Here is a 26,968-nt window from a genome sequence, read left to right on the forward strand (position 1 = left end):
AGAGTTTCCGAGTCGGTTGCGGTGGTGGGCCGGGTTGCGGTGGTCGGTCGGGGTGGTGGTCAGCTGGTGTTGGAGCGCGAGGCGAACCGCTGCTGCAGGAGGACGGCGACGACGATGACCGCGCCCTTGAGCAGCGACTGCTCCGAGATCGAGCGGTTGTTGAGGGTGAACACGTTGGTCAGCGTCGTGAAGATCAGCACCCCGAAGACGGTGCCGACGATGGTGCCGCGGCCGCCGGAGAGCAGCGTCCCGCCGATGACGACCGCAGCGATCGCGTCGAGCTCGTAGAGCTGGCCGTGGGTCGAGCTGCCCGTGGTCGTCCGCGCCACGAGCATGAGGGCGGCTGCGCCGCAGCACAGCCCCACCAGCACGTAGAGCATGACGGTGTGGCGCTTGACGTTGATGCCGGCGAGGCGCGCGGCCTCGGGGTTGCCGCCGACGGCCAGGGTGCGCCGGCCGAACGTCGTGCGGTTGAGCAGGATCCAGCCGACGGCCGCCACCAGGACGAACAGCCAGACCTGCATCGGGAGGCCGAGCACCTTCCCGTCGAAGAACTCCTCGAAGCCCTCGACCGTGACGATCTGGGTCTTCCGGTTGGAGATCACCTCCGCCAGGCCGCGCGCGCTGGCCAGCATGGCAAGGGTGGCGATGAACGGCACCACGCCGCCGTAGGCGATCAGCAACCCGTTGACCAGGCCGCAGCCGGCGCCGACGGCCAGGGCGGTGCCGACCATCGCGATCCAGTGGGTGTCCTGGGCCATCTGCTGGGTGGCGAGGGTCGTGCACCACACCGACGACAGCGCGAGGATGGCGCCCACCGACAGGTCGATTCCGCCGCCCGTGATGACGAACGTCATGCCGATGCTCACGACGCCGATCGTCGCGGCGAGGCGCAGGATCGTCATCGCGTTGTCGACGTTGGTGAACCGCTCACCGGCGGTGATCGCGCCGATGGCGCACAGCAGCGCGAGCGCGACCACCAGGCCGGCGTTGCGGCCGACGCTGCTGCGCATCACGGCCAGCGCCGCGTTGCCGTCACGACGCTTGGGACCGGAGCTCTCTGGCTGGACGACCGGACCGCCCGAGGACTTCGAGAGGCCGGTGGGGCTCTCCGTCATGCGACTTTCCCTTCCATCACGAGGTCGAGGACCTGTGCTTCGTTGATCTCGGTTGCGGGTGCTTCGTGGACGATCCGCCCCTCCCGCACGACCAGGACCCGGTCGGAGAGGCCGATCACCTCCTCGATCTCGCTCGAGACGACGACCACCGCGACCCCGGAGTCCGCGAGCCGGCGCACGAGCTGGTAGATCTCCGATCGCGCGCCGACGTCGACGCCACGGGTCGGCTCGTCGAGGAGCAGCACCCGGCAGTCACGGAGCAGCCAGCGGGCGAGCACCACCTTCTGCTGGTTGCCGCCCGACAGCGTCCGCACGGCCCGCTCGACGCCGGTCGGGCGGACGTCGAGGGCCTCGGTGAGCTCGGTCGCCTTCTTGCGCTCGGCGCCGGCGTCGAGGAACCCCACCTTCGCGAACCGGCCCATCACCGACATGGTGATGTTCTGGTAGACCGCGTGGTCGAGCAGCAGGCCCTGGCTCTTGCGCTCCTCCGGCGCCAGGCCGACGCCGGCCCGGACGGCGGACGTGACCCGGCCGGGCGGGAGCCGCTTGCCGTCGACCGTCACCGTGCCGCTGGTCGCCCGCCGGGCGCCGTAGACCGCCTCGAGGATCTCCGACCGCCCCGACCCGACGAGGCCGGCCAGCCCGACGATCTCGCCGGCGCCGACCGAGAAGCTCACGTCCGCCACCAGGTCGTCGACCGAGAGGTCGTCGACGACCAGGACGTCGGGTCCGGGGGGCTGCTCGGCCGCGGGTGGGAAGACGTACTCGATCGACCGGCCGGTCATCAGCTCGATCAGGCGGCTGGTCGGCGTCTCGGCGACGGGCAGGCCGGTCGCCACGGTGGAGCCGTCCTTGAGGACGGTGATCCGGTCGCCGATCTCCCGGATCTCCTCGAGCCGGTGGGAGATGTAGACGATCGCGACGCCCTCCGAGGTCAGGCTCCTGATCACGCGGAAGAGGTTGTGGACCTCGCCTTGGTCGAGCACGGCCGACGGCTCGTCGAGGATCAGCAGCTTGGTGTCGTGGGAGAGGGCGCGGGCCATGCTCACGATCTGCTGGTTGGCCGGCGAGAGGTCGCCCACCAGCGCCGTCGGCCGGATCTCGGCGTGACCGAGCCGCTGCAGCAGCTGCTGGGCGGTCTTGTTGGCGCGCCCGCGCTGCAGGAACCCGCCGCGCGACTTCTCGTGGCCGAGGAAGATGTTCTCGGTCACCGTCAGGTGGGGCACCAGGTCGAGCTCCTGGTAGATCGTCGCGATGCCGACCTTGAGCGCGGCCATCGGCGAGGCGAGCGTGACCTCCTCGCCCTCCCACCGGATCGTCCCGCCGTCGGGCCGGTGCACCGCCGCCAGGACCTTGATGAGGGTGCTCTTGCCGGCGCCGTTCTGGCCGAGCAGGCAGTGCACCTCGCCGGCGCGGACCGAGAGGTCCACGCCGTCGAGAGCGCGCACGCCGGGGGAACTCCTTGACGATGCCGTGCATCTCGAGCAGGGCGCCGTTGTCGGCGCTGATGGTGCTGGTCATGAGGAAACAGCCCCCTCCGTGGGTCGGGGTCGGACGCAGGTCGGGTCGTTGAAGACGACTTCGAGCGCGCTCAGGGCACCGCCCCGGACCGCCGCACCGAAGCCGAGTCGCGAGAGCTCGACCTTGGTGCCGCCGGCGTCGGGCGCGAGCACGCCGGCTTGCAGCTCCGCGTGGATCGCGGGCCGCATGTGGTGACCGACGAAGGCGAAGTAGCCGCTGAGGACGATCGCGGCCGGGTTGAGCACGTTGGTGAGCACGGCGGCGCCGACGCCCACCCACCGGCCGACGGCGGCGAGCGCCTCGACCGTGCGGGCGTCGCCGCGGTCGGCCCGGCGGTTGAGCTCGGCCAGCCGCTCCTCCAGCGCGAGCGCCGGGTTGCGGACCAGGTCGTCCGGGTCTGCCGCGAGGTCGAGGAGCGCCCCCAGACCGCACACCGTCTCCCAGCAGCCCTGTCGACCGCAGCCGCAGGCCCGGCCGCCCGGCTGGACGGTGATGTGGCCGATCTCCCCGGCGTACCCCTGCCGGCCCCGGAGCAGCTGTCCGCCGGCCACGATGCCACCGCCGACGCCGATCTCACCGAAGATGACGAGGATGTCCTGCCGGTCGCCGTCGCCGGGAGAGGCCTCGGCGATCGCGGCGAGGTTGCCCTCGTTGTCGATCGCGATCGGGATCTCCTCGTCGAGCCGGTCGCGCAGCATCTGGCCGATCGGCACGTCGCGCCACTCGAGGTTGGGGCCGTGGGTGAGCACGTCGTTGACCCGGTCGATGAGGCCGGCGACTCCGACCGTCAGCCCGACGGGGGTGATCGCCTGGTCCTGCAGGTCGGCGATGGTGTGGCGGACCAGGCGGGCGAGCCGGTCGACGACCTCGTCCACCGTCGCGTCGTGAGCATCGAGGGAGAGCCGGTGCTCGGCGAGCACCCGGCCGGAGAGGTCGAGGGCGAGCGTCGACACGTGGTTGACGTTGACCTCGGCCCCCGATCCCGCAGATCGACCGGCCGTCGAGCTCGACCGTGACGCCGGGCCGTCCGACGGTGCCCCGCTGCACGTGGCCGGCCCGCACCAGGCCGCGCTCGACGAGCTCGCCGACCAGGCTGGAGACCGTGGACCGGGTCATGCCCATCTCCGTCGCCAGCGTCGCCCGTGAGCGGGGCCCCCTGGTCCCGCAGCCACCGGAGGACCAGGCCCAGGTTGGTCCGGCGCAGGTCGTGCTGGTCGACCCGCGAGTTCGCGGCGACGACAGCGGCGGGCGGTGTCAACGGGTCTCCTTCAGCGTGTTCTCGGCCGAGCCGGTGGCCTCCGTGTGACGGCCGTCACGTGTTTGTTGGTTGGTCGCCCAAACTAAGTGACGACCGTCGCCTTTGGCAACCCTTAGTTGTGCGCCTGGTCACGCTCCATCGGCGCAGAATGTGACGCAGGCCACGCTGTCACGGTCGCAACGCGTTCGTACGGCGCCGAGAGCGGCCGACAGCGGCTCAGACCGGCCTCCGGCGAGCAGAGGGGGCCGTTGACTTTGTTCGGGCGTCGCACTAAACATCGGACCACGGTTCCCGCTCTGGCTGTCCACTGATCGGCGGCCGCTCGATCCTGAGGAGACCACGTGGAGACGTTGCTGCGCGCCGAGCGCACCCGACGTGCTCTCCGGCCGGCCGACGTGGCGCGGGAGGTCGGCGTCCACCCGGAGTCGATCCGGCGGTGGGAGCGGCGGGAGCGGCTTCCCGGCCCCCAGCACATCCGTTCCCTCGCAGCCGCGCTCGGGCTCGACCCCGCCGCGGTCGCCGGGTTCTTCGACGCGGCCCGCCCCGTCGCGGAACCCGCGTCCGGCGGCTCCCGGGGCCACGGTCTGCGACCGCTGCGCCAGGCCCGCGGGGTGTCGGCCGCGACCCTCGCGCGGCACGCGGGCGTCGGCGTCGCGACGGTCTACAACTGGGAGGCCGGGCGCGCCCGGATCCCCCCGTCGGTGCTGCCCAGGGTCGCCGAGCTCCTCGGCCTCGAGGTGCAACGGCTGTCGACCGCGCTCCGGGACGCTCCCCTCGGCCGCCCGCAGCAGGCCGGCTCGACGGGGCCCGGGCGGTCGGCGGGTCCGGCGGGACCACCGGGACCGGTGCACCCGCTCCGGCGGCTGCGACAGCGGAGCCGGCTCAGCCAGCAGCAGGCGGCCACCGCCGCCGGCGTGCACCGCCACACCCTCGGCGCATGGGAGCGCGGGGACGCGTCCCCCCACCCTTGCTGCGGCTCGTCGCCTGGCCCGCGCCTACGGCGTACCGCTCCCCGGACCTGGCTCGTGCGGCCGGCGTCGAGCCGCCGCCGCTGCTCGACCCCGCCCGCTGGGGCGGCGGCGACCTCCCGGAGGTGCTGCGCACCCTGCGTGCCTGGACCGGCACCACCCAGCGGCGGCTCGCGGCCGTCTGCGGCTGCAGTCCGACCACCGTCCGGGCGTGGGAGGCCGGGCGGACCACTCCGCGGGCCGAGGCCCTGCGGCGGCTCGAGCAGGCCTTCCGGCTGCCGCACCGAGCGCTCGACGCCGCCGCCTGACCGGTGGCGGGCAGGTCGGCGCATGCCGGCCGACGCGGGCGGACATGATGCCTGCGTGACCGCCCCGCGCTCCACTCCCTCCCGGCTCCACTGGGCTGCCCTCGTGGCGGGCCTCCTGCTGGGGACCGGCCTCCTCGCCGAGTCGGCGTGGGGCGCCGCGTCGCGGTACCTCACCGCCGAGCGGGTCGACACCGTCACCACCGGCCGGTGGGTCGACGTCGACCCGCACTGCGGACGCTACATCGCCTACACCGTCGATGGCCGGGAGTACCGGCTGGACACCCGGGCGGGGGCGGCACCACTGCTCCGACGTCAGTGAGGGCGAGGAGGTGGAGGTCGCCTACGACGCCGACGACCCCGGCCGGGCGCAGCGCGGAACCGGCGGCGGGACGGGGTTCCTGGTCCTCACGGTGCTCGCGGCGACCAGCGCGGTCGCGCTGCCGGCGTTCGGGGTGCCGTGGCTGGTCCGCCGCCGCCCCAGGCGGTGACCGGCGCCGTCACCCGCCGCTCAGCACCCGGCCCCGCTCGCGAGCGACGGCCTCGCGCACCGCGGGCGCGACCTCGGCCGCGAACCGCTCGGTGGTGGTGAGGTCGTCGCCGCCGATCAGGACAGCGGTGACGCCGTGGGTGAGCGCGAGGTCGGTGAGCTGCTCGGTCCACTGGTCGGCCGGTCCCTGCAGCAGTCCGCGGGACGGGCCGCCGAGGTCGACGTTCATGACGTTGAGGAGGCGGCGTACGTCGGCCGGCGAGCGCCCGGCGGCGACGGCCGCGTCGTCGATCCGGGCGTTGAGGCCCGGCAGGGAGCCGACGCCGCGGGGCAGGTACTCGACCGTCGGCAGCCAGCCGTCGGCCACCGAGCCGGTGAGCTCCAGCATCCGCGGCTTGTAGGCGCCGACCCACACGCCGATGTCGTGGGCCGGGCGGGGGCCTCGCTTCGCGCCGGCGGCCTGGTAGTAGGTGCCGTCGAAGCGGAGGCCGCCCCGGGTCTCGGTGTCCCACAGGCCGCGGATGATCGCGATGCCCTCGCGCAGCGCGTCCACGCCCTCCGCCGGTGTCAGGCGACGGCCGCCCATCGCGGCGATCCCGTCCCAGAACGCGCCGGCGCCGAGGCCGAGCTCGAACCGTCCCCCGCTGAGCACGTCGAGCGACGCCGCCGCCCGCGCCAGCACGGCGGGCGGCCGCAGCGGCAGGCTCAGCACGTTGCCGCTCAGGCGCACCCGCTCGGTCCGCGCCGCGGCGTACGAGAGAAGCGTCCAGGTGTCCAGGTACGCCGGCTGGTAGGGGTGGTCCTGGAAGGTGACGAGGTCGAGCCCCTCCCGGTCGGCTGCCACGGTGAGGTCGAGGACCTGCGCGACGTCCTGGGCGCTGGGCGTCACGAACGTCCCGAACAGCAGGTCGTGCCCGTAGTCGGTCATGCGGTCGCTCCTGTGAGGTCGGTGCCTTCGGTGTCGTCGGTGTCGTCGGCGTCGGTGACGCCGGGGTCGATGTTGAAGTTGTCGCGGAACAGGTTCTCGGGATCGTAGGCGCGCTTGAGGCGGCGCAGCCTGGCCAGCACCGCCGGCGGGAACGCGTCGCCGACACGCTCGGGACGCGGGTCGGTGTCGAAGCTGAGGTAGAGCCCCTCGAAGTGCTTCGCCAGGTCGTCCCAGGCGGCGTCGAGAGACGCACGGTCGGCGCTCATCGCCGTGGCCTGGAACGCCGCGGACCGGTGGGCGAACGCAGTCTCGTCCGCCGGGACGTCGGCGATCGCACCACCCATGGCCCGCAGCTGGAAGAAGAACACCTGCCCCGTGCGCAGCAGGTCGGCGAGGTCCGCGGCGGTGCCGGCCGTCAACGCCGGCAGGAACGCCGACCGCGAGACCGGCTCCCCAGGCCGTGGTGACCGTCGGGCCCCCACGTCGGCCGCCTGCGCCATCACGGACGCATAGCGGGTGAGCACTGCCTCCTGCTGCACGACCGCGCCGAGCCCGGCGAACGGCGTCAGCCGCTCGACGACCACGTCGGGGTCGGGCGAGTCGACCATGGCGTAGAGCTGCACCACCCACTGCCCCTGGCGGGGTCGTCCGGTGACGAGGAAGACCGTCGTGTCGCGGGGTGCGGCTGCGACCAGCTCGGCGTACCGCTGCAGCGCGGCCTCGATGTCGGGCACGACCAGGACCAGCTGTGCCCAGCCGACGTCGCCGACCTCGCTGACCTCGAACTCGAACGCGGTCGCGACCCCGAAGTTGGCGCCCGCGCCGCGGACGGCCCAGAACAGGTCCGGGTGCTCCTCACGCGAGGCTCGCACCCGGCGGCCGTCGGCGAGCACCAGCTCGACGGCGCGGAGGTGGTCGATCGTCAGCCCGTGCTCGCGCGACAGGAACCCAATGCCCCCGGCGGTCGCGAGCCCACCGACCCCGACGCCGCCGTAGTCACCGGACCCGAGCGCCCACCCGCGGCTGTCGAGGGCGGCGGCCACCTGCTTCCAGGTCGCTCCGGGCCCGATCCGCACCAGCCGGCGCGCCTCGTCGAGCACCTCGACCTCGTTCATCGCCCCCACGTCGATCACCAGGCCGCCGTCGTTGGTCGAGCGGCCGCTGATGCCGTGGCCGCCGCTGCGGACGCCGAGCGGCAGGTGCCGGTGACGGCGCGCGAAGGCGACGGCGTCGGCGACCTCGGCCGGGGTCCGCGGACGCAGCACCAGCCCGGGGGCACCGCCGCGCAGGTACGTCGACCTGACGCTGCGGTAGTCGGCGTCGCCCGGCTCCACGGCCCGGTCGACCAGCGAGTTGGGCAGGTCGTCGTAGGCGATGCCGGGGCGGCGCCGGGCACGTACGGCGAGCGGTCGCCGCGGCCGGTCGGCGTACGCCGCCCGCACCTCGGCCGCCAGCGCGACCACATGCGCGACGGCGTCCGTCGAGTCGACGGGCACCACGACCGGCTGCCCCGCCGCGGCGAGCGCCAGCAGCTGCTCGGCGGTGGGGCTCGGGGACGTGGTCGACCAGCGGGTGCCGGCGGGCAGTAGCCGGGACGGGGCCAGCAGGTCCCGGCTCAGGGGCCGCCTTGTCGGCGACCCGGGGAAGGGGCGCCTCCGGGTCCGCGGGACCCGCGCCGTGCGCCGGTTCCTCGGCCACGCCCACCTGGATCCGGGTGGTGCGGCCGGCCAACCAGGTCGCCGTCGTCCACGGGTCCAGGGAGGCCGCGGTTGCGTCGGCCGTCGGGTCGGCGGAGAGGACGACGAGGTCCAGGCCGCCCGCCTCCGCCTCCCGGGCGAGCGCGGCCAGCTCGTCGGAGGCCGCGGCGTCGAGGGCTAGGCCGATGCCGAGCTCGATGCTCATCTCTCTCACTTTCGTCGTTCGCACAGATCGTATGGATTACAGACGATCGGTGCAACCACGGAGGTGGGTAGGATGTTCCCGTGAGCACCGCGCCCCGGGGAGACCGCCGGCACCGAGGACCTCGGCTGGACCCTCGGCCTGCTGCTGCGCGCCTACCGCGAGCGGGTCGGGCCGGTCCTGGAGGAGCTCCCCCCACGGCGCCCGCGGCTACCAGGTGCTGCAGGAGGTGGTCCGGGACCGGCAGCCGAGCCAGCTGGCGCTGGCCAACCGGCTCGGCATCGACCGAACCGTCATGACCTACCTCGTCGACGACCTGGTCGACGCCGGCCTGGTCGAGCGCCGGCCCAACCCGCGCGACCGGCGGCAGCGCCGGGTCGTCGCCACCGACCGCGGCCGCGCGCTCGTCGCCGCCGCGTGCGAGCAGGTCTACCAGGCCGAGTGCGACCTGCTCGGCGGCCTCGACCAGCGCGAGCGCGACCACCTCCGCGCCCTGCTGTCCAAGGCCGCCTGCGCCCACGCCGACGACGGCCACGACGCGTGCGAGGTCGTCGGCGAGGACCTGGACGACTGACGGGCCGGCCGTCGGCGGTGGCACTGGTAGCCGGCGCCAGGTCGTCCGCTCGCGGGCCGACCACGCGGCGAGACGCCGGAAACAGCCAAGGGGCCAGACCGGATCGGCCTGGCCCCTCAGCGCTTCATCTCTGGTTCAGCGGCGGACCCGCAGCGTGACCACCTCGGCCGACCTCTTGAAGTTGCTGCTGCCGACGTAGACGACGCGCAGGCTGCGGACGCCCGCCTTCTGCTTGGTCAGCCTGATCCTGACCTTGCCCTTGGCGTTGACGACGCCCTTCCCGAGCACCTTGCCGGCCCGCTGGATCCGCACCAGGCCGTCGGGGATCGCGCCCCGTGCCGTGACGGCGACCGCCACCTGCGGGCGGGTGCCGTGCTTCGGCTTCCTCGGCCTCACCACCGCCCTGACGGCGGTCGCGGCCTTAGCGATGCGGACGCGCACGGTGCCCGTCGCGGCGGCGTTGGCGTCGTCACCGCTGTAGGCCAGGTCCAGGTCGTGCCTGCCCGCGTCGAGCGCGGTCCGGCCGACTTCGATCTCCGCGACCCCGTCGACGACCTCGGCGCTGCCCAGCTCGGTGCCGCCGTCGGTGAGGCTGACGGTGCCTGTCGGCTCCTCGCCCTCCACCGTGGCGACCACGGTGGTGGGTCGGCCGTAGGTCCCGGTGGCGTCGTCGGCCGAGACGGTGTCCTCGGCGGGCTCCTCGTCGACGACGTAGTCGCCGTCGACGGCGGCCGTCACGCTGCCGCCGTCGACGTCGAACTCGTAGGCACCCGCGCCCAGCTCGAAGGTCGCGACGTCCAGTCCGTTGCGCTCGTCCATGCCTTCGAACGAGACGCCCGGGACGTCCTCGAACTCCGCCACCTCCTCGCTCACCGGGAGATAGAGCGTGGCCGTCGTGTTGGCCGGGACCGTCGTCGCGTAGGAGGTGATGTCACCCTCGGTGGCCTCCCAGGCGGACTCGATGAGGCCGTAGCTGGACTCCATGCTGCCCTCAACGGAGGTGAACTCGCCGCCGGCGACGGGCTGCAGGACGTAATCCTTGTAGCCCTTGCCCCCGGCCGAGGTGATGCCGAGCTGGTACTCGTACATCCACTGCTGCGAGGCACCGAGCGCGAAGTGGTTCTGCGAGTTCATCGCGCTGTGACCGCCCTGGGCGAAGCCGCGCTCGTAGGAGTTCCACAGCTCCCACATCGACGTGGCGCCCAGGGTGACCGGGTAGAGCCAGCTGGTGTACTCGTCGCTGCTGAACAGCTTGTACGCCGTCTCCACCTCACCGTTCTTCGTCAGCGCCGGCAGGATGTTCGGCGTGCCGTTGAACCCGGTCGTGATCGTGTAGGGCTTGTTGCTCGCCTGGCCGCCGGAGAACAAGCCCGACCCGGCGCGCGGACCGTTCCCGTTGTTGCTCTGGGCCGGGTCCTCGATCAGCTCGCGGAGCCGCTTGGTGGCGAAGTCCCGGTAGGTCAGCCCCTCGTTCGGGCCGGCCTGGACCGTCATCTCGTCGCTGAACAGGTCGAGGTTGAGCGGGGTGGCGTAGGAGGCCTGCGAGTCCTGCAGGGTCCGGCCCTCGACGAGGTCCGCGCCCGGCGTCGCGTTCAGCGTGAAGCCGGTCTGCGGGTCCACGTAGAGCCGGTTGAAGCTCTCCCTGCCCTGCTCGAAGCGCTGCTCGAGCATCTCGGCGTAGGCGTCCTCACCGATCACGCGGGCCATCCGTGCCGACACCTGGACGAAGTGCAGGTGCATCGCCTGGTTCACCATGTGCGGCCCGGTGTTGGCGTCCATGCTGATGTGGTCGGCGTGGCTGCCGGTCCCCGCGGTCAGGCCCGGGTAATCCTCCGAGAGCGGCTGGTCGAAGTACCCCTTGAGCCACTTCCTGATGGTCGCGAAGTTCTCCTCGATGACCTGCGTGTCGCCGTACTGCTGGTACAACTGCCACGGCGCCTGCGCCACCGCGCCCTCCCAGGTCGGCGTCTGTGGCATGGCGTTGCCGCTGTCACCCGTCAGGCTGATGATCGGCACCGTGGTGCCGACGCTGCCGTTGGCGCCCTGGGCGTCGCGCAGCGCGACCATCCACTGGCGGAGGAACGCCTGCGTGTCGGTGGAGTTGTACGTCGCCGACCGGGCGTAGGCCTGCAGGTCACCGGTCCAGCCCATCCGCTCGTTGCGCTGCGGGCAGTCGGTCGGCAGGGAGAAGAAGTTGCCGACCTGGCTGCGCTGGACGTTCTCGAAGAACTGCGTGGCCAGCTCACCGGTGTAGTTGTCGTCGCTCGTGGTCGCCTCGTAGGTGCCCTCGGGCATGTCGATAGAGGACAGGACGATGCCCTCGACGTCCTCCAGGGCGAGCGGCTCCGTCCGACCGGGCACCGTGATCTCGATGTAGCGGTAGCCGCGGAAGGTGAAGGCGGGTGTGATCACCACGTCCCGGTCCGCGTCGGCGGCCGACGCGACGTAGGTGTCCATCGCGAGTGCGCCCCGGTAGGTGTCGGTCAGCACCCTGCCGGCCACGCCGGGGCGGTAGCTCCCTTCGGGTCCGTACAGCTCCGAGTACGGCTTGGGCTCGTGGACCCGCGGGTCCGGACCGGGCCAGGTCTCGTTCTGGGAGTCGCTGTTGCCCGGGTAGATGTCCTCGCCGAACCGGAAGTAGACCTCGTCACCGGCCTCGAGGGTGCCCGCGGGGATGGTGACGCTGGGGACGCCGACCATGTTGACGCCCATGTCGTAGGTCCAGGTCAGGTCGTCGTCGCTGTGCGTCTGCAGCACCCGCTGGGCTGTCAGCCGCTCGACCTCGCGGACCGGCTCGTCCTGGCGGGCCATGAAGTCGGGGGCCAGCTCCGGCTTCATGGTGATCACGTCAGGGGTGGTCCACCTGCGGAGCAGCGCGTTCTTGTAGGTGCGCTCGGTCCAGCCCGCGATGCTCGGCTCCTTGGACGCGTCGTAGCGGACGCCCTGGAAGTTGTCGGCGTAGCGGTTGGGGCCGTCGGTGAAGGCCTTCCAGGAGGCGGGGTCGGTCACCACGGTCTCCGTGCTGCCGTCGGCGTAGGTGATCACCATCTTCGCGAGCAGCGCCTCGTTGTCGCCGAACATGTTGTAGTTGTTGGGCGAGAACGTCATGTTGCCGGTCCAGAACCCGGGTCCGAGCAACGCACCCACGGCATTGGTCCCGTTCGACAGGAGGTCGGTGACGTCGTAGGTGTGGTAGGTCAGCGTCTTGGCGAACGTCGACATGCCGGGGTTCATGTAGTCGTCGCTCATCCGCTCCCCGTTGATGAACATCTCGTACGCGCCCTGCGCCGTGACGTACATGCGGGCCTTGGCGATGTCCTTGGCCGGGTCGGTGCGGAACTCCGTGCGCAGGTGCGTCTGCGCGCCGTGGCTGGGGTCGGCGTACTTCGGGCCCAGCTCCTCCGCGGAGGTCGGGTGCACCCGGATCTGGTCGCCGTCGGTCGTGATGCCCGAGCTCGGCAGCGAGGTGAAGATCCCGTAGTTCGCCGGTGTCGTGGAGTCGAAGAGCGTGCGCTTGGCGCTCTGTCCGACGTCGACCATCCGGTAGTCGGTGATCGTGACGTCGTCGCCCACGTCGGCGACCGAGAAGCCGACCTCGTTGAGGTGGGGGAACGTGTTGTAGTTGTTGCCGGTGACGAACGAGTGCACGCCGTCGTCGTCGATCGTCGAGTTCGGCGAGACGTTGAGGTTGCGGGTGTCCGCCGGCCGGTCGGGGCTCACCGTCATCGTGTCGGCGTTGAACCCGGTCAGGTTGACGCCGTCGACGGTGTAGGTCATCGCGCTGGCGTTGCCGACGATGCGGAGGGTGTGCTCCTGGTTCTTGTTCGCCGGCGTGAACAGGTTCCGTACGGCGGCCTGCGTGCTGTCGACGAGCCGGACCGACTTGTAGGGGTGGACGTTCGGGTCGCCGTCGGCGTCGTCGGTCGCGTGGTAGCCCTTGCGGTAGATGTTGACGACACCGCCGGTGTTGTCGGCGTCGTCGGTCACCCCCGACAGGTCCAGCTCGAAGCGGATGAAGTTCTCCCCGCCCGGAGCACCGAACACGTTGCGGAACTCGCTGGTGAACCGCGGGTCGTTCGCGCCGAAGACGAAGGACACGTTGTCACCGCTGTTGATGGTGAACTTCGCGTTGATGTCGAACATCAGCGCGGAGTCCGCGTCCAGCCGCGTGTCGTCGCTGCCGATCCACTGCGCGCCGTCCCAGGCGCCGATCTTGCCGCTCATCAACCCGGTCGAGAACGTGGCGACGTCCGAGACCGACTCCTCCTCGCGGTCGTCGACCACCGTCACGCGCCACCAGTAGTCGGTCTCCGGCCGCAACCGCTCGGCCTCGCCGGTGCTGCCGTAACGGACGTCCGTCGACTCGTCGGACGGGACCGTGCCGCTGTCCCAGACGACCTTGTCGAAGGCCCGGTCCCGGGCGACCTCGATCCGGTAGCTGTGCTGCTTCGCCCCGACGACGTTGGAGTCCATCCGCCAGGCGAAGACGGGCCTGGCGTCGTCGATCCCCATCGGCTCGGTCAGGTGGTTGACGTCGAGGTCGACGACCGATGCCTCGGCGTCCGGTGCCGCAGCCACCGCGGCCGGCGCCGAGGCCGATGCCGGCGGCACGAACCCGGCCGTCGGCCCTACTGCCAGCGCCAAGCCCAGCACTGCCAGGCTGGACAGCTTCTTGTGTCTCATGTGAGCCCCTTGATTGATTCGTTTCAAGTGCGAGCACCGTAAGAGCGAGTGGCGGTCGTCACAAGAGGACTGACCGGTATCCGCCACCCGTGCGGGGACGTCGTACGACGACCGGCTGACCGGTCACCCGAAGTCCGGACGCACCGCCCCTGGTACGCGGATCCCGCTCTCGTAGGCCACGACGACCAGCTGCGCCCGGCTGTGGGCGCCGAGCTTGACCAGCAGCCGGCCGACGTGCGTCCGGGCGGTAGCGACAGACACCTGCAGCGTCGCGGCGACCTGGTCGTTGGAGAGGCCTTGCCCGATCAGCCCGAGCACCTCCCGCTCGCGCGCCGTCAACGTCTCGAGCCCGGGGTAGCTGGCGTCGGGCCCGGACGGCTCGACGAGGTGGGTGATCAGCGCCCTGGTCGCCTTCGGCGAGAGGAGGCTGCCGCCGTCGTGGACGACGCGGATCGCCTCGAGGAGGGCGTCGGCATCTGCTCCCTTCCCGAGGAAGCCGCTGGCCCCCGCCCGGATGCTCCGCAGCACGTTCTCGTCCTGCTCGAAGGTCGTCAGGACCAGCACCTTGACGTCTCTGGTGCGAGGGTCCGCGACGATCCGCCGCGTCGCCTGGACCCCGTCGACCCCGGGCATCCGGACGTCCATGACGACCACGTCCGGCATCAGGTCCTGGGCGAGCCGTTCGACGCTGAGCCCGTCCGCTGCCTCGCCGACCACCTCGAACCCCGGCTCGCTCTCGATCAGGTCCCGCAGCGCCTTGCGGATCAGGTCGTGGTCGTCCGCGACGACCACTCTGATCACCCGGCACCTCCGACGGGGGCGGAGACGCCGAGCACGAAGTCGCCGCTTTCGCGTCCGAACCACACGTCGCCGCCGACCTCGTCGACGCGTTCCCGCACCCCGCGCAGCCCCCCAGCCGCTCCGGACCTCGGCGGGGCCGTCCGCCGACCTGTTGCGGACGGTCATCGTGACCGTCCGGTCGGACACGTCGAGCGCGACCCTGACCGGCGCGCCCCCGCCGTGCTTGAGCCCGTTGGTCAGCCCTTCGAGCGCGGCGCGCCGCACGACCTTGGCGACGGGGGTGGTGACGGTCGAGAGGTCACCGCTGCGGGTGAGGACGACGTCGAGCCCGTGGCCACGGAACTCCGCAACGAGGTCGCTCAGGTCGAGACCGTCCGCACCGGACCGCCCGGGGGCGTCCCCTGCCCTGAGGTCGGCGAGCAGCTGGTCGATGTCGGCCAGCGCCGCCGTGGCGGCGTCGTCGATCTCCTGCAGTGCCTGCCGCCCTGCCGGCGAGATGTCCGCGTCGGTGCGGAGCGAGACCGCGGCGCGCAGGTGGATGATCGCCATCCGGTGCGCGACCACGTCGTGGACCTCGCGCGCGGTGCGGAGCCGGTCGTCGGCGATCCGCGACGCCGCCTCGGACTCCCGGGAGCGCTCCGCGCTCTCCGCCCGCTCGCGCAGGGCGACGAGGAGCTGCTCCCGCAGCCGGGTGACCTGGCCGAACGCCAGGGCTACCAGCGCGCCTCCCGCGACCAGCGTCGTGCCGAAGGCGAGCCAACGCCAGTCCTTCTCGGCGGTCTCGGCGACGACCACCGCGCCCATCGTGGGCAGAACCCACGTGAGCGCTCGTCCGATCGGGTGCCGCACCGAGAAGAAGTAGATCGCCACCCACGCGGCGAAGTGGTAGCCGAACCCCTGCAGGGCCAGGAGCGAGGCCGCCAGGTCGCAGCCGGTGCACAGGAGGAGAGCCGCCAGCGGGCTCCGGTGCCGCAGCAGCAGACCGGCCGACGTCAGCGACGCCACGACGACGTCGGCCCAGGTGACCGGGTCGACGTCCGGTCCGACGAAATTGATCCACCACACGGCGGCGACGAGGCCGACGCTCGGCGCTGCCGACAGCCACCGGGCGGCCGTGTCCTTCGCCGGCTCGGTCGCGTCCACCACGGCTCCATGATGACAGCAGCAGACGCGCGGGCGGACGGCCTCGATCCCCCGCGAGCGAGCCCCGTCCCGCACCACCGCCGGCGTACGTCGAACGACGTACGCCGATGCACGTCACTCGCACGATGTGCTCGCCGGTGGCGCTGGCGATGCTGTGGCCGACGTGCAGGGACACAGCAGCGCGGGAGGCCCTTCCCCCATGATCACGCGACGCCGCGAGGACGACCTCGCCGACCTCGACCTCCAGATCCTGCGCTCCCTGTCCGAGGGGCGACGCAGCGAGACCGTCGCGTCCGATCTCGGCATCTCGGTACGCACCGTGGAGCGGAGGATCTCCGCGATCCGGGCCCAGCTCGGCGCCGCGAGCACCATCGCCGCGGTCGTCGTCGCTGTGCGACGGGGTCTCATCTGAGTGGTGACGCATGCCTTCTCGATGTGCGGGGCAGCGGGGTCGCCACAGCCGACGCAGATTCATCAAGGTATGCAGACGAACCCGCGCTCCCCACGGCGGGCACGCCGTGGGAAGCGACGATCCGGCGACATACCTTGATGAATCTGCGCCTGCCGTGACCCACCGCGTCTCCGCCGCACCGCCGACAGACGCCAGCGGCCCCGGAGCTTCCGCTCCGGGGCCGCCGTCGTGCCGCTCAGTCGGTGGTCAGCGCACCACCCTCACTCGCGCTACGTCGGCCGAGCGCCCGAAGGCCTTCGTCCCGACGTACACCACGCGCACGCGGTGGTTGCCGACCGGCAGCCGCAGCCGGACCTGCGCCCGGCCGTCGGTGAGCTTGGCGCGGCGGCGCACCGTGCCGTCCACCCGCACCTCGACCCGGCCGGCCGGCGTCACCCCGGGTGCAGTGACCCGCACCGCGACCGCGAACGGCTTCCGGGCCGCAGTCCGGGCCGGCGCCTTCACCCTGGTGGTCGTCGTGGCGGCGACGACCGGTCCGACGGGCTCGGAGGTGGCGATGCCCGGCGGGGCGTCACCGTCCGTCGCGGTCACCGTGACGGTGAGCTGGTGTCCGACGTCCCGGGCCGTGGGCCGGTACGTCGGCCCGGTCGCGGCCGCGATCGGCGTGCCGTCGCGGTTCCACTGGTAGTCGAACTCCAGCCCGTCGGCGTCCCACTCGCCCGGGTCCGCCGTCAGCGTCCGGCCGACGGCCGCCGTGCCGCGCACGGTCGGCGGGGCCGTGTTCGCCGGTGCCTCGCCCTCGCTCGGGACGCCGGTGGCGCGCTCGAGCTCGTCGCGGAGCGCCTCGCCCAGCTCGGCGAGGTCGGTGCGGACGTAGCGCGGCACGTCGTCGCCGAGCTCGTCGACCGCAGCCAGGTACGCCTCCGTCGACTCCAGGGCCTGGTCGACCCAGCCGTCGGTGGCGTACTCCATCGCGGCCACCACGTGGTTGCGCAGCGCCGCGGCCGCGTCGGAGCCCAACGCCCCGTTGTCCTCGTAGGAGCCGACCTGCTCCAGGACGTCCTCGTAGGAGACCCGGGCGGAGGTGAACTCGAACGAGCCGGCGCCGACGCTGTAGACGGCGTGGTCGCCGTCGACCCGCTCGAACGTCGCGCGCGTCGGGGTGGTCAGCGCCCGGCGTCCCTCGGTGGGCACCCAGACCTCGGCGGTGGTGCCCGCCGGGACCTCGACCGACATCGTGAACCGGCGGTCGGTCTTCTCCCAGTGCACCGTGGCGGTGCCGTTGGGCAGGAGGCGGCTGGTCTCGGCGTACCGGAGGTTGCCCACCGGCTGCGGCTTGAAGACCAGCTTGTCGCCGCCGACCGCGTCCGCGGCCTCCTTCAGGCCCGCGACGCCGCCCTGGAACCACTCCTCGATCTGCACGAGGATCATGTGGTTGCTCGAGCTGCCTCGGTCCCAGCGCTCCCCGATGGTCGTGAAGCCTTCGGGGTTGCGGGGGGTCGACTCCAGGAAGTGGCCATAGCTCGGGTAGCTGTCCTGCTGGACGAGGTCCCACAGCACGTCCGCCCGGTCGGCGTCGCGGAGCACCCGCACGACCGGAGCGAGGCCGATGTGGCCCGCCTGGATGTGCGGCCCGCCCTCACCCGCCGGGTCGAACCCGTAGATGTGGTCGACCAGGTGGTCGAGCACCGCGTCGCGGTGCTCGGCAGGCACCAGGTCGGCGTCGAGCGCGAACGCCTGCGCGGCCTGGGTTGCTCCGGCCTCCGTCTCGCCGTCCGGGCTGTAGTAGCCGCCCTCCTCGTTGAGGAAGTGCTCGTTGAAGGCGATCCGGATGTCGTCGGCGAGGCGTCGGTACTCCCGCGCCGCGGCCGGGCGACCGGTCAGTCCTGCCATCTCGGCCATGTGGTGGATCGTGAGGTAGTAGCCCCACGTGCCGGTGATGCGGCCGTCGGTGTTGTCGACCGACACCCAGTCCGACAGGGCGGCGTTGACGATGTGCTCGTCCTCACCGGTCCCGGCCTTCTCGCGGCGGATGTAGTCCACGAAGTCGACCATGTTGTCCCAGTAGCGGTCCATGGTCTCGACGTCGCCGTAGTGCTTGTAGAGGAACCACGGCACGAGGACGATCCCGTTGCCCCAGTTGATCTCGTCGCCGAAGCGGCCCGTGTAGCCCCAGTCGTGCACGGGGGTCTTGAGCGCGACGTTGCCGAACATCGGGGTGTCGGCCCGCGACTGTCCCTCCACCAGGTGGTGCATCGCGGTCCGCAGGTAGGCCCGCAGGTCGAAGTTGGACAGCAGCCCGCCCATCGGCGCCGTGTAGTCGGCAGGGTACGACTGCTTCTCCCGCCCCGGGCAGTCGGTGAACGTCGACATCATGTTCGAGGTGAACGAGTACCGGATCATCCGGTGGATGCGGTTCATCCGCGCGTTCGAGGTGCGGAAGGCACCCGTCACGTGCGGGATGTCGGCGTGGATCTCGTGACCGGTGACGAGCGAGGCGTCGGGGGTGTAGCCCTCGGGGAGGCCGGTGACCTGGACGTACTGCATGCCGAAGTAGTTGAACTTCGGCTTCCAGGTCTCACCACCCTCGGCACCGCGCGCGATGTAGGAGTTGAACAGGTCGGTGCCACGACCGCCCGGTCCGAGCGACGACTGGTCGACGGTGCCGTCAGGCCTGAGGCCCTCGGCGGGGAACATCTTCACGAGGGTGCCCGCGGGGACCTCGGGGAGGTGGAGCTCCGGCCACCCGGCGAAGTTCTGCCCGAAGTCGAAGACCCAGGTGCCGGGAGCCGGGTTGGTGACCGCCTCCGGCTCGAAGGTCTGCATCTCGCGCATCACCTCGGCCTCCCGGGACACCAGCCTCGTCGCCAGGTTCGGCGGCGGCGCGATGCCGGCCGCGGTCCAGTCCATCGCCGACCCGTCGCGGCGCTTGGCCTCCGCCGTCAGGTCCGCGCCCGGCTCGTTCCACCCGGCCTGCTCGCGGAGCGCGTCGTAGTCCTCCCCCGGCGTACCACGCGGTCGTGGTGGTGGGGCCGGACGCGACGCGCCACTCGCGGTCGCTGACGATCGCCTCGGACGTGCCGTCGGTGTAGTCGAGCTCGATCCGCGCGATCATCCGCGGCGTCACCGCGGCACCCGCACTCGGGTCGCTCGCCGCGATGTTGTTGCCCGAGCCGGTGACCAGCGCCCCTGCGGCGTGGTCGGCGTCGAGGGCCGGCTCGAAGGAGATCCCCGTCCCGTCGGCGCCGGCGGTTCCGATCTCGGTGATCACCCGCGACTCGAGGCGGCCACCGCCGTCACCGGTGTCGATGTTGATCGTGCCGCCGACGTGGTAGTTGCTGACGTCGCTGACCCGGACGGTCGTGGCGCCGGCGGCGACGTCGGCAGCGAGGGTGCCGCTGCCCTTGAGCTGGCTCTGCCACCACGCGTACGGCGACGTGCGGCCGACCGCCGGGTTGTGGACCGACCGGCGGACGTACGCCGTGCCGGTGCCGAGCTCGACGCCGACGGTGTTGTCGCCGGCCTCGAGCACCTCGTCGATGTCGTAGGTGCGGTACTCGGTCGACAGCTGGTAGTTGGTGTTGCCGGGCGCCAGCACCTCGTCGGTGATCTCCTCACCGTTCACGGTCGCGTGGTGCAGGCCGACCCCGGAGAGGTAGAGGCGCGCGTCGGCGAGCTCCCTTGCCGTCGGGCACCTCGAAGGCCCGCGCGAAGATCGGCAGCGGGTCGGCCTCGGTGCGGCCGGGCTGGTCGATCCACTGCGCGTCGCCCCAGTCGTCCTGGTCGAGCAGCCCGACGGTGAACGTCGACGGCTCGCTCCAGGCGCTGATCTGCTGCGTCGCGTCCCACACGCGGACCCGCCAGACGACGGCGGCGCGGGAGTCCAGCTCGACCCCGAGCTCGGCCTGGTTCGCCGACCGGCGGACCCGACCGCTGTCCCAGATCAGGTCGCCCGCCTCGAGCGCGTCCACCGAGGATGCAGCCTCGATCTCGTAGGCGGTCTGCTCGTCGAGCGGGCAGGCGCCAGGAACGGAGGCGTCGTAGCAGGCGTTCGCCCCGTCGCTGTCCCCGGTCATCCGCCACGACAGCGTCGGGGTGGCGTCCCCCGATGTCGAGCGGCTCGTCGTACCTGCCGTTGACGCTCAGGTCGACGACCTCGACCTCGAACGTCGGGTCGGGCGCGGCCGCCGCCGGCGGCGCTCCTCCCCTGGTGTTGCAAGCAGGGCAAGGACCAGGCCGAGCCCGGTGCCTGCCCGCACGGTGTTTCGTCCCACGATCGCTCCTCGGACTCTGGATCGGCGCGCTGTGACGACAGCCACAGGCGTGGTTGAACCGTTTCACAAGGATCGGGAGGCACGCCACCTTCGTTGGGGAGGTGACCGAAATCGGCCACGCCGGGAGCGGTACGCCGCCTCCAGCCGCGGGAGTCACACGCCAACGGCTCCTGTCGCAGAAGGCCCGGGCCGGCGGCCGACCGGGGCAGTTTGTGGAGCGTTTCAGCGCCGCTGCACGAGGGCGCCGATCGCCATCGCGGTCGCTGCGCAGGCCGCGAGCACCCAGAACAGGCCGGCCGGGCTCCAGGACATGAGGGAGGGCGTGACCAGGGCGAAGAGCGCTGCCGCCGCCCTTGCGGCGGCGATGGTGGCGCCCTGGAAGGTGGCCCGGAGGTCGGGTCGCACGGACTCCTGCGCCCACACCTTGTAGAGCCCCTCCCCCGCGTAGGGGTAGGCGAGGCTGTAGGCGACGAGCGCGGCGACGACGAGCCCCAACGACCCCGCCCCGGATGCGGCGACCAGCACCTGGGCCCCCACCAGCAGGGCCCCGGCCGCGGGGTAGACGCGCCGGCGCCACCGGGTGTCGGCGATGGCGCTGAACACGACCGTGCCGGCGAGGCCGAGCAGCGTCACGGCGAACGAGATGACGGTGGCACCGGTCTGCGTCGCGCCGCCCTCGACGACGAGGAAGTAGGTGCGGAAGCTGCCGAACGTGTTGGCGACCAGGGTGTAGACGACGTAGAAGGCCGCGATCAGCAGGAGCCGCCGGCTGAGGCCGGAGCGGCCGCCGGCCGCCGGCGGCGCCGGCCCGCTGTCCAGCCTCTCGCTCCGCGGGGCCGCCAGCACGGCGCGCCGCCTGGCCACGAGGGTTCCCAGCGCGCCGAGGGCGAGCACGACGAACGCGGCTCTCGCACCGGCCAGGCCGGCCGGGGACGCCACCACGGCCATCGCGGTCGCGGTCACGATGCCGACGGTCCAGAGGACGTGGGTGAGCGCGACCATCCGGCCGCGCACCTCGGCGGGCGTCCGCTCCGCGACCAGCGCGATGGAGGCCGGGAGGTCAGCACCGGACGCGGCTCCGAGCACGACCACGCCGGCCACCAGCTGCTCCAGCGTCTGGGCGGCAGCCACCCACGCCGCCCCGACGGCGTACAGGCCCACGGTGGCCGAGAAGACCCGGCGCCGACCGAGCCGGTCGGCGAGTCGCCCACCGAGCAGGGCCCCGGCGGCGATCGACAGGGTCATCGACGAGCTGACGAGGCCCACGCTCCAGTCGTCGAGCCCCAGGTGCGACCTCCACAGCGGCAGTGCGGAGCCGACGGAGACGATCGCCGCGCTGTCGAGCAGTGAGGCCATCCCCGCGACCAGGGCGAGCCGCGTCGTACGCCGTGCGGCCCCGGCGTCGGCGACGACCGGCGGGGCCCCGGCGCCGGCGCTCACCGGGACCGACGACGGGGCAGGTCGTGCCCTGCAGGGCGGATCATGCCGGCTCCGCGCCGTCGGTGGAGTGCCGGACCACCAGCTGCGGTTGCAGCTCGACCTGCGGGCGGGGCTGGCCGTGGCCGCCGCTCGCGGTCGCGGCGATCTCGCCGAGGAGGAGGGTGGCTGCCGTTGCGCCCAGCTGCTCCTGCGGTGTCCTGATGGTGCTGAGCGGGACGGCTGCGAGCCGGGCGAACTCGATGTCGTCGTAGCCCATGACCGCGACGTCGTCCGGGACCCGCACGTCGGCGCGCAGTCCGGAGCAGAGCCCGAGCGCGACCAGGTCGTTGGCGCCCAGGAGCCCGTCCGGCACATCGGACGCCGGGCGTCGCAGCAGCTGGCGGGCAGCGGCCTCCCCGCCGGCGACCGACCGCTCGGGCGCCCGCACCACCTCCACCGTCGCCCCGGGCCACGCGCGCACCGCGCGGGTGGCGCCCTCGAAGCGGTCGGCGAGCTGGGGCAGCTCGAGGGTGTCGGTCACGAACGCCAGGCGCTGCCGCCCGGTCGACAGGAGGTGCTCGGCGGCGACCCTGCCGCCGGCGACGTGGTCGACCGACACCGAGGCCTGTTCGGCGCTGCGGGCCCGGTGGGCGCACAGGACGCTGGCCATGCCGCGTCGCCGCAGCCGGGCCAGCTCGGGCTCCACGTCTGTGACCGGGGAGATGATCACGCCGGCGATCCGTTGGCGCTCGAACAGCTCGAGGTAGGCACGCTCCCGCGCCGGGTCGCCCCCGTCGACCGCCGACAGCAGCTGCATGTCCACCGCGGCGAGGGAGTCGCTGATCGCGTTGAGGATGGCCGGCGTGCGGGCACTGGCCAGCTCGAAGGAGATGTAGCCGACGACCGGGTTGCGGCCTCGGCGCAGGCTGCGCGCGGCGTCGTTGGGCGCGAAGTCGAGGGTCTCGACGGCCGACCGGATGCGCTCGCGCGTGGCGGCGGACATCCGCTCGGGGTGGTGGAAGTAGTTCGACACCGTCGCGGGCGACACACCGGCGTGGGCGGCGACGTCCCGGATCGTGGAGGGGCTGGACGCGCCAGCGAGGTCGGCCATGGCGCGACCATCGTAGGTGGCACCTCCGTCGGCCCACCGGCGGTTCGTGCGGGACGGTCCGGCGAGGTGCGGGCCGGCACCGGCAGCGCGGTGAACCGTTCCACACCCGCTGGCGTGGCTGCCTGCCGCGTCCCGCCGATCGCGTCGCCGGGCGGCCGGCATCAGATGATGTGGCGCCGGACCGCCTCGACGGCCAGCACGATGTTGTTGCGGCAACCCCACGCGTCCCGGAGGTGCGCGAGCCGGCGGCGTACCGTCCGCGGGCTGAGCCGCTGCTGGGCAGCGATCTCCGCGACACTCCGCCCGCGCGCCACCTCCTCGACCATCGCCACCAGCTCGGGGTCGAGCCCTCCGTCGCCCGACGTGTCGCCGTCCGTCGTCACCATGGGACCTCCCGCACCTGCTCTGGTGAATCGTTACACAAGAATCGGCGGGCGGCCGCGGTGGAGCGGCGATTGTCCAAGATCGGCCGCCGGGAGACCTACCGGCGGCCGCCCTGCGTCAGCTGGTCGAGATGGTGGGCGAGGACGGCCTTGAGGCGTTCCGGGGTGGCGGCGTCCGGACGGAGCGCTGCGTGCAGGGCGAGCCCGTCGATGAGCGAGAAGAGCCGCTCGCTCTCCACGTCCTGCTCCTCGGGTCCGAGGTCGGTCAGCAGCCGGATCCAGTGCTCCGCGGCCCCTCGAAGGCGGTCGTAGGCGTCGTCACGCACCGCGCGCAGGTGGTCGTCGACCATCGCGCGGGCCGAGAACGCCACCCACACCTCGTTCTCCGCCCTGCGCTCCTCGTCCAGGGGCAGCAGCTGCTCGAGCACGACCTGCGCCGCGGCCCGCGGCTCGTCGGGGACGGCGATCCCGGCCACCCTCGTCTCGACCCGGTCGATGACGGTGCGCATCGCGAACTGCAGCAGCTCGGACTGCGTGGAGAAGATGTGGCGCAACGAGCCGGCCGAGAGGCCCGCTTCGCGGGCGACGTTGCGCACCGAGGCCTGCTCGACCCCGTCCTGCCGGATCACCCGCCACACCGCCTCGGCCAGCTCCCGGCGACGTTCGTTCCGGTCGACGATCTTCGGCACGCCTGCTTCCTAGCACACGCGTGTCAGACGACGCCCTTCATCGAACAATGACTGCGGATTTAGCACAGTCGTGCTAACGTCCCGCTCTCCAGTACGCCTGTACCAGCAAACCGGAGCAGCCATGGACACCGACGTCGACCGCCTCCGTCCCCGCCCACCGCGAGAAACACAGCGGCGCCGGCGGGTGCCCGGCCACTGGAGCATCTGGGTGGCAGCCACCGGTTGGGCGCTGGGCCACCTCCTCGTGATCACCACCGACGGGTCGTTGCCCTTCGACTGGCCGGCACGCAGCGGGGCGGACACGGCCGCGGTCCTGGTGGAGACCAACCTGGCGCTGCTCCAGGTGCTGCTGCTGATGAGCATCGTCTGGTGGCTCACCCGGCGTCGTACGGACCTCGACGTCGCCGCCCGGGCACCGGAGCACCGCCGTGCCGTGCGCGAGACGTGGGGCCTGCTCGCCTACGGCGCCGCCGGCCTGCTCGGCGGCTTCCTGCTCGCGCGAGCCCTCGGCTGGCATCCGTTCGGGCTGCACCTGGCCGGCACGATCTTCGGCACGCACGCGCATCTCGACCGCGCCGAGGTCGTGGCGTGGGCGCTCTACAACCTCGTCGTCTACGCCGTCGTCCCGCTCGCCTACTTCGGTCGCCGCTACTCCACGATGGCGTTGGGGCTGCGCTCGACCTGCCGCCGGAACGACCTACTGGTCGTCGGGGTCGTCCTCGCCCTCGAGACCTGGTTCCAGATCGTCGTCCTGCAACCCGAGAGCCTGGACCTACCGCCGGGCGTGCTCGTCCGCGGCGCGGCCCTGACCTTCGTGCTCTACCTCCTGGGCGCGGTGCTGCCGGCGATGGTGTTCGTCTACGCGATCCTCATCCCCCGCTTCCTCCGGGTGACGGGGTCGGCGGCCGCGACGGTGCTGTGCGGTGGGCTCGTCTATGCCGGCCTGCACGTCTGGGACGCCTGGACCGTGCTCAGCTCACCGCGTTCGGCCGCGCTGTCGATCGCCTTCCTCGTCTTCACCTACCTGGGGCCGGGGATGATCAAGAGCTTCCTGACCCTCCGCACCGGCAACGCGTGGGTCCACGTGTGGGCCTACCACGCGTTCGCGCCGCACACGCTGATCGATACGCCGCACATCGTGCAGGTCTTCCGCATGCGGTGAGAGGTCGCGGTTGGAAGCTCGAACGTGTGTCGTGGAACGGTTGGGGCCGCCTGTCGGCATCAAACCGACCACCTGCTCACCCCTGGTGGTGGAGGTCGAGAACTGCGGAGCTCTAAAGGGCGCGTTCAGGCGTCACTCGGGTCCAGTCCGACGCCGTCCAAAGCGATGGCGGTCGAGAGAACGCGGCGAAACGTGCCGCAACACATGTCACTGAATCGTGCCGGCCTGCGGGCGATGCGGGATCGATCCCTATCGGTCCACAACGACGTAGAGACGCTCGTGACCGAAGTCAGGCCATGCGGCTCATCGAGGTAAGCGAACGCCGCGGTCACTGCACTGACGCCAGCCCGTGGTGCGAGGTTGGCATCGTCGGACGCCTGTGTTTGGACACCCCTTAGGTTTTGGGGGCATGCGTCGACACTTGCGGCGGTATGACGCAGGGTCGCCCGGCGCCCGGCCCGACGTCGGGACAACCAGATTGACTCGGGTCGTCCGGCGGCTGCAGAAATCGCATGCGCCCGTCTGTAGTCGAAACGGCTGATGTCCGGCCCTACCGCATCGTGGCAGGTTGTTGACCCAAACGGTCGCACGGATCAGCCCGCTGAAGACACAACCGGTTGCTCAGCAGCGCTCCTTGCGAGAGTGTCCTTACGCGAGCGACATCCAAGATGACGGCGGGGACTAAGGCTCATGGCAGACGAAGACGACCAGAAGGCGCCTGCACGGCGCAAGCAGGCCATCAAGCTCAAGTCAGAGCAGCGTTGGCTCGTCGGACTACTCGGTGCCGCCGGAATGGGGGCCGGCAGTGTCGCCACCTTCCTAGACGCTGCAGAAGTTGGCCCCGCCGTGATGATCGGCATCGGAGCGATCTTCTTCCTGATCGGGTTGGCTGGCGTACTCCCGACTCGACTAAAGATCGGGGATACCGAAGCTGAGTTCTGGCAAGAGGTCGGTGAGAAGGTCGGAGAAGTACTCGAACAACTGCCGCCACAGACTCGCGCCGAGGTGTTGGCCTCGATCGCCACGTCTGCGCCAGAAGCGGTGGGCCCTTCACTGCAGGCTGCCGCATACGACGAGATGATTATTCAGATGGTCAAGGACGCCGTCGACGCCATCAACGCGAACCGTATACCCGAGCAACACGTCAAGGTCATTGTTCCGACCACCCGAACACCGCAGTTCGATGTGACCGTGATTGACCCTCTCAACGGTGAATTGGAGATCGACATCAAGGGATACAGCAAACCAGCCGGCGCAGACGCTGTTCACAAGCTCGTGAGTCGCTCGACGATCACCGCCAACGTCGCGCCGAGATCGAACAGGCGGGCAATGTTGATCACTCGGTCGGGCATCAGCAAGTCCGCTAAGGCGGTCGCAGATCAGTTCCCGAACGTAGTGACCGTTGAGATCGCTGGCCCGGAAGACGGGCGCAAGCTCGTGAGCGCCCTCGAGCGGGGACTGACCTTCAACTAGGACTCGTTCGTCCCGCAGGTAACCGCTTCGGTGCCGCGGCTCTACTAGGCACCAAGGAGACGCTCAGGCGCCTGAGCCGAACACCTTCCCATCGACCAGCACGGTCGGTCGAAGGCTACGGCGCTGCGTATCCGGCCGACTGGACGTGCCACACGCGGTGGAGTGACACTCCTGTTTCGCGAGCATGCTGGTTGCCAGGATTTCGCTTCCTAAGCCGGGGCTCCTGATGGACGTCGACGGGGATACGGTCGGATACATGGAATCGACCTCATTGGAGCATCGGATCTCTCTGCTGGAGGACGCAGTACTACAGATTGCCGACATGCAGGACCCGGCGGGAGCCGAGTTTCCGATCGT

At 71.6% G+C, this 26,968-nt stretch carries 22 protein-coding genes and 1 pseudogene; 9 read left to right on the forward strand and 14 right to left on the reverse strand.

Annotated elements, in window-relative coordinates; all coding sequences use genetic code 11:
• Positions 1-59: 59 nt before the first annotated feature.
• From MF408_RS07760 to MF408_RS07770, 3 genes are all read right to left on the reverse strand, one after another.
• Positions 60-1,118 carry an ABC transporter permease gene (locus MF408_RS07760; protein ID WP_240250901.1) on the reverse strand — a complete coding sequence of 353 codons (1,059 nt, stop codon included), beginning with the start codon at positions 1,116-1,118 and terminating at the stop codon, positions 60-62.
• Positions 1,115-2,566: a sugar ABC transporter ATP-binding protein gene (locus MF408_RS07765; RefSeq protein WP_240250902.1), complete on the reverse strand. Its 1,452-nt coding sequence runs from the start codon at positions 2,564-2,566 to the stop codon at positions 1,115-1,117. The genes MF408_RS07760 and MF408_RS07765 overlap by 4 nt, the downstream gene beginning before the upstream one ends.
• Positions 2,567-2,635: 69 nt before the next feature.
• On the reverse strand, positions 2,636-3,592 hold the full coding sequence (locus MF408_RS07770) for an ROK family protein (protein ID WP_240250903.1): 957 nt from the start codon (positions 3,590-3,592) through the stop codon (positions 2,636-2,638).
• 161 nt (positions 3,593-3,753) lie between these two features.
• On the opposite strand from MF408_RS07770, the gene MF408_RS07780 reads away from it, so the two are divergent.
• The 4 genes from MF408_RS07780 (at position 3,754) to MF408_RS07795 (ending at position 5,661) form a co-directional block, all read left to right on the forward strand.
• Positions 3,754-3,945: a hypothetical protein gene (locus MF408_RS07780; RefSeq protein WP_240250904.1), complete on the forward strand. Its 192-nt coding sequence runs from the start codon at positions 3,754-3,756 to the stop codon at positions 3,943-3,945.
• Positions 3,946-4,864: 919 nt separating this feature from the next.
• Positions 4,865-5,173 carry a helix-turn-helix transcriptional regulator gene (locus MF408_RS07785; protein WP_240250905.1) on the forward strand — a complete coding sequence of 103 codons (309 nt, stop codon included), beginning with the start codon at positions 4,865-4,867 and terminating at the stop codon, positions 5,171-5,173.
• 22 nt (positions 5,174-5,195) lie between these two features.
• Complete coding sequence (locus tag MF408_RS07790; RefSeq protein WP_240250906.1) at positions 5,196-5,492, forward strand: hypothetical protein; 297 nt, start codon at positions 5,196-5,198, stop codon at positions 5,490-5,492.
• A gap of 10 nt (positions 5,493-5,502) precedes the next feature.
• Positions 5,503-5,661: a hypothetical protein gene (locus MF408_RS07795; RefSeq protein WP_240250907.1), complete on the forward strand. Its 159-nt coding sequence runs from the start codon at positions 5,503-5,505 to the stop codon at positions 5,659-5,661.
• 9 nt (positions 5,662-5,670) lie between these two features.
• Here the strand turns inward: MF408_RS07795 and MF408_RS07800 are convergent, their stop codons facing one another.
• Positions 5,671-6,588, reverse strand: a complete 918-nt coding sequence (locus MF408_RS07800) for an LLM class flavin-dependent oxidoreductase (protein ID WP_240250908.1) — start codon at positions 6,586-6,588, stop codon at positions 5,671-5,673.
• Entirely contained in the window at positions 6,585-8,087 is a 1,503-nt protein-coding gene (locus MF408_RS07805; protein WP_240250909.1) for an FAD-binding oxidoreductase, read from the reverse strand. The genes MF408_RS07800 and MF408_RS07805 overlap by 4 nt, the downstream gene beginning before the upstream one ends.
• A 43-nt stretch (positions 8,088-8,130) precedes the next feature.
• Here MF408_RS07805 and MF408_RS07810 point away from each other — a divergent pair, with 43 nt between their 5' ends.
• Positions 8,131-8,466 carry a hypothetical protein gene (locus tag MF408_RS07810; protein WP_240250910.1) on the forward strand — a complete coding sequence of 112 codons (336 nt, stop codon included), beginning with the start codon at positions 8,131-8,133 and terminating at the stop codon, positions 8,464-8,466.
• Positions 8,467-8,521: 55 nt separating this feature from the next.
• Positions 8,522-9,061 carry a MarR family winged helix-turn-helix transcriptional regulator gene (locus tag MF408_RS25135; protein WP_275693450.1) on the forward strand — a complete coding sequence of 180 codons (540 nt, stop codon included), beginning with the start codon at positions 8,522-8,524 and terminating at the stop codon, positions 9,059-9,061.
• Positions 9,062-9,196: 135 nt separating this feature from the next.
• Here MF408_RS25135 and MF408_RS07820 read toward each other — a convergent pair whose 3' ends face one another.
• On the reverse strand, positions 9,197-13,744 hold the full coding sequence (locus tag MF408_RS07820; RefSeq protein ID WP_240250912.1) for a family 78 glycoside hydrolase catalytic domain: 4,548 nt from the start codon (positions 13,742-13,744) through the stop codon (positions 9,197-9,199).
• A gap of 123 nt (positions 13,745-13,867) precedes the next feature.
• Positions 13,868-15,688 (reverse strand): response regulator, encoded by a 1,821-nt coding sequence (locus MF408_RS26755; protein ID WP_345893873.1) that lies wholly within the window; start codon positions 15,686-15,688, stop codon positions 13,868-13,870.
• 199 nt (positions 15,689-15,887) lie between these two features.
• Between MF408_RS26755 and MF408_RS07835 the strand changes: the two genes are divergently transcribed.
• Positions 15,888-16,100 (forward strand): LuxR C-terminal-related transcriptional regulator, encoded by a 213-nt coding sequence (locus tag MF408_RS07835; protein WP_240250913.1) that lies wholly within the window; start codon positions 15,888-15,890, stop codon positions 16,098-16,100.
• Positions 16,101-16,346: 246 nt separating this feature from the next.
• Here MF408_RS07835 and MF408_RS07840 read toward each other — a convergent pair whose 3' ends face one another.
• From MF408_RS07840 to MF408_RS07870, 7 genes and pseudogenes are all read right to left on the reverse strand, one after another.
• Complete coding sequence (locus MF408_RS07840) at positions 16,347-18,935, reverse strand: family 78 glycoside hydrolase catalytic domain (RefSeq protein WP_240250914.1); 2,589 nt, start codon at positions 18,933-18,935, stop codon at positions 16,347-16,349.
• A gap of 178 nt (positions 18,936-19,113) precedes the next feature.
• Positions 19,114-19,725, reverse strand: a pseudogene (locus MF408_RS07845) (alpha-L-rhamnosidase N-terminal domain-containing protein); the annotation flags it as partial.
• On the reverse strand, positions 19,715-20,176 hold the full coding sequence (locus tag MF408_RS07850) for a hypothetical protein (protein ID WP_240250915.1): 462 nt from the start codon (positions 20,174-20,176) through the stop codon (positions 19,715-19,717). The gene MF408_RS07850 and the pseudogene MF408_RS07845, both read right to left, overlap by 11 nt.
• Positions 20,177-20,596: 420 nt before the next feature.
• Positions 20,597-21,814, reverse strand: a complete 1,218-nt coding sequence (locus tag MF408_RS07855) for an MFS transporter (RefSeq protein ID WP_240250916.1) — start codon at positions 21,812-21,814, stop codon at positions 20,597-20,599.
• Between the two features lie 40 nt (positions 21,815-21,854).
• On the reverse strand, positions 21,855-22,904 hold the full coding sequence (locus MF408_RS07860) for a LacI family DNA-binding transcriptional regulator (protein ID WP_240250917.1): 1,050 nt from the start codon (positions 22,902-22,904) through the stop codon (positions 21,855-21,857).
• A gap of 161 nt (positions 22,905-23,065) precedes the next feature.
• A complete protein-coding gene (locus tag MF408_RS07865; RefSeq protein WP_240250918.1) occupies positions 23,066-23,290 on the reverse strand; it encodes a helix-turn-helix domain-containing protein in 225 nt (74 codons plus the stop codon).
• Between the two features lie 95 nt (positions 23,291-23,385).
• A complete protein-coding gene (locus tag MF408_RS07870) occupies positions 23,386-23,976 on the reverse strand; it encodes a TetR family transcriptional regulator C-terminal domain-containing protein (protein WP_240250919.1) in 591 nt (196 codons plus the stop codon).
• 208 nt (positions 23,977-24,184) lie between these two features.
• On the opposite strand from MF408_RS07870, the gene MF408_RS07875 reads away from it, so the two are divergent.
• On the forward strand, positions 24,185-25,138 hold the full coding sequence (locus tag MF408_RS07875) for a hypothetical protein (protein WP_240250920.1): 954 nt from the start codon (positions 24,185-24,187) through the stop codon (positions 25,136-25,138).
• Between the two features lie 690 nt (positions 25,139-25,828).
• The gene (locus MF408_RS07880) at positions 25,829-26,611 is read left to right on the forward strand and encodes a TfuA domain-containing protein (RefSeq protein WP_240250921.1); all 783 of its coding nucleotides are present in this window, start codon (positions 25,829-25,831) and stop codon (positions 26,609-26,611) included.
• Positions 26,612-26,968 lie beyond the last annotated feature (357 nt).

Source organism: Nocardioides sp. TF02-7 (assembly GCF_022437945.1).
Lineage (GTDB): Bacteria > Actinomycetota > Actinomycetes > Propionibacteriales > Nocardioidaceae > Nocardioides.

Coding starts and splice junctions, on each gene's coding strand:
- MF408_RS07850 (WP_240250915.1), bottom strand. CDS start 20,176: ATGACCGGGGACAGCGACGGGGCGAACGCCTGCTACGACGCCTCCGTT.
- MF408_RS07860 (WP_240250917.1), bottom strand. CDS start 22,904: ATGGCCGACCTCGCTGGCGCGTCCAGCCCCTCCACGATCCGGGACGTC.
- MF408_RS07760 (WP_240250901.1), bottom strand. CDS start 1,118: ATGACGGAGAGCCCCACCGGCCTCTCGAAGTCCTCGGGCGGTCCGGTC.
- MF408_RS07780 (WP_240250904.1), top strand. CDS start 3,754: ATGCCCATCTCCGTCGCCAGCGTCGCCCGTGAGCGGGGCCCCCTGGTC.
- MF408_RS07840 (WP_240250914.1), bottom strand. CDS start 18,935: ATGCGCGAGATGCAGACCTTCGAGCCGGAGGCGGTCACCAACCCGGCT.
- MF408_RS07880 (WP_240250921.1), top strand. CDS start 25,829: ATGGCAGACGAAGACGACCAGAAGGCGCCTGCACGGCGCAAGCAGGCC.
- MF408_RS07865 (WP_240250918.1), bottom strand. CDS start 23,290: ATGGTGACGACGGACGGCGACACGTCGGGCGACGGAGGGCTCGACCCC.
- MF408_RS07820 (WP_240250912.1), bottom strand. CDS start 13,744: ATGAGACACAAGAAGCTGTCCAGCCTGGCAGTGCTGGGCTTGGCGCTG.
- MF408_RS07800 (WP_240250908.1), bottom strand. CDS start 6,588: ATGACCGACTACGGGCACGACCTGCTGTTCGGGACGTTCGTGACGCCC.
- MF408_RS25135 (WP_275693450.1), top strand. CDS start 8,522: ATGGATTACAGACGATCGGTGCAACCACGGAGGTGGGTAGGATGTTCC.
- MF408_RS07790 (WP_240250906.1), top strand. CDS start 5,196: ATGCCGGCCGACGCGGGCGGACATGATGCCTGCGTGACCGCCCCGCGC.
- MF408_RS07835 (WP_240250913.1), top strand. CDS start 15,888: ATGATCACGCGACGCCGCGAGGACGACCTCGCCGACCTCGACCTCCAG.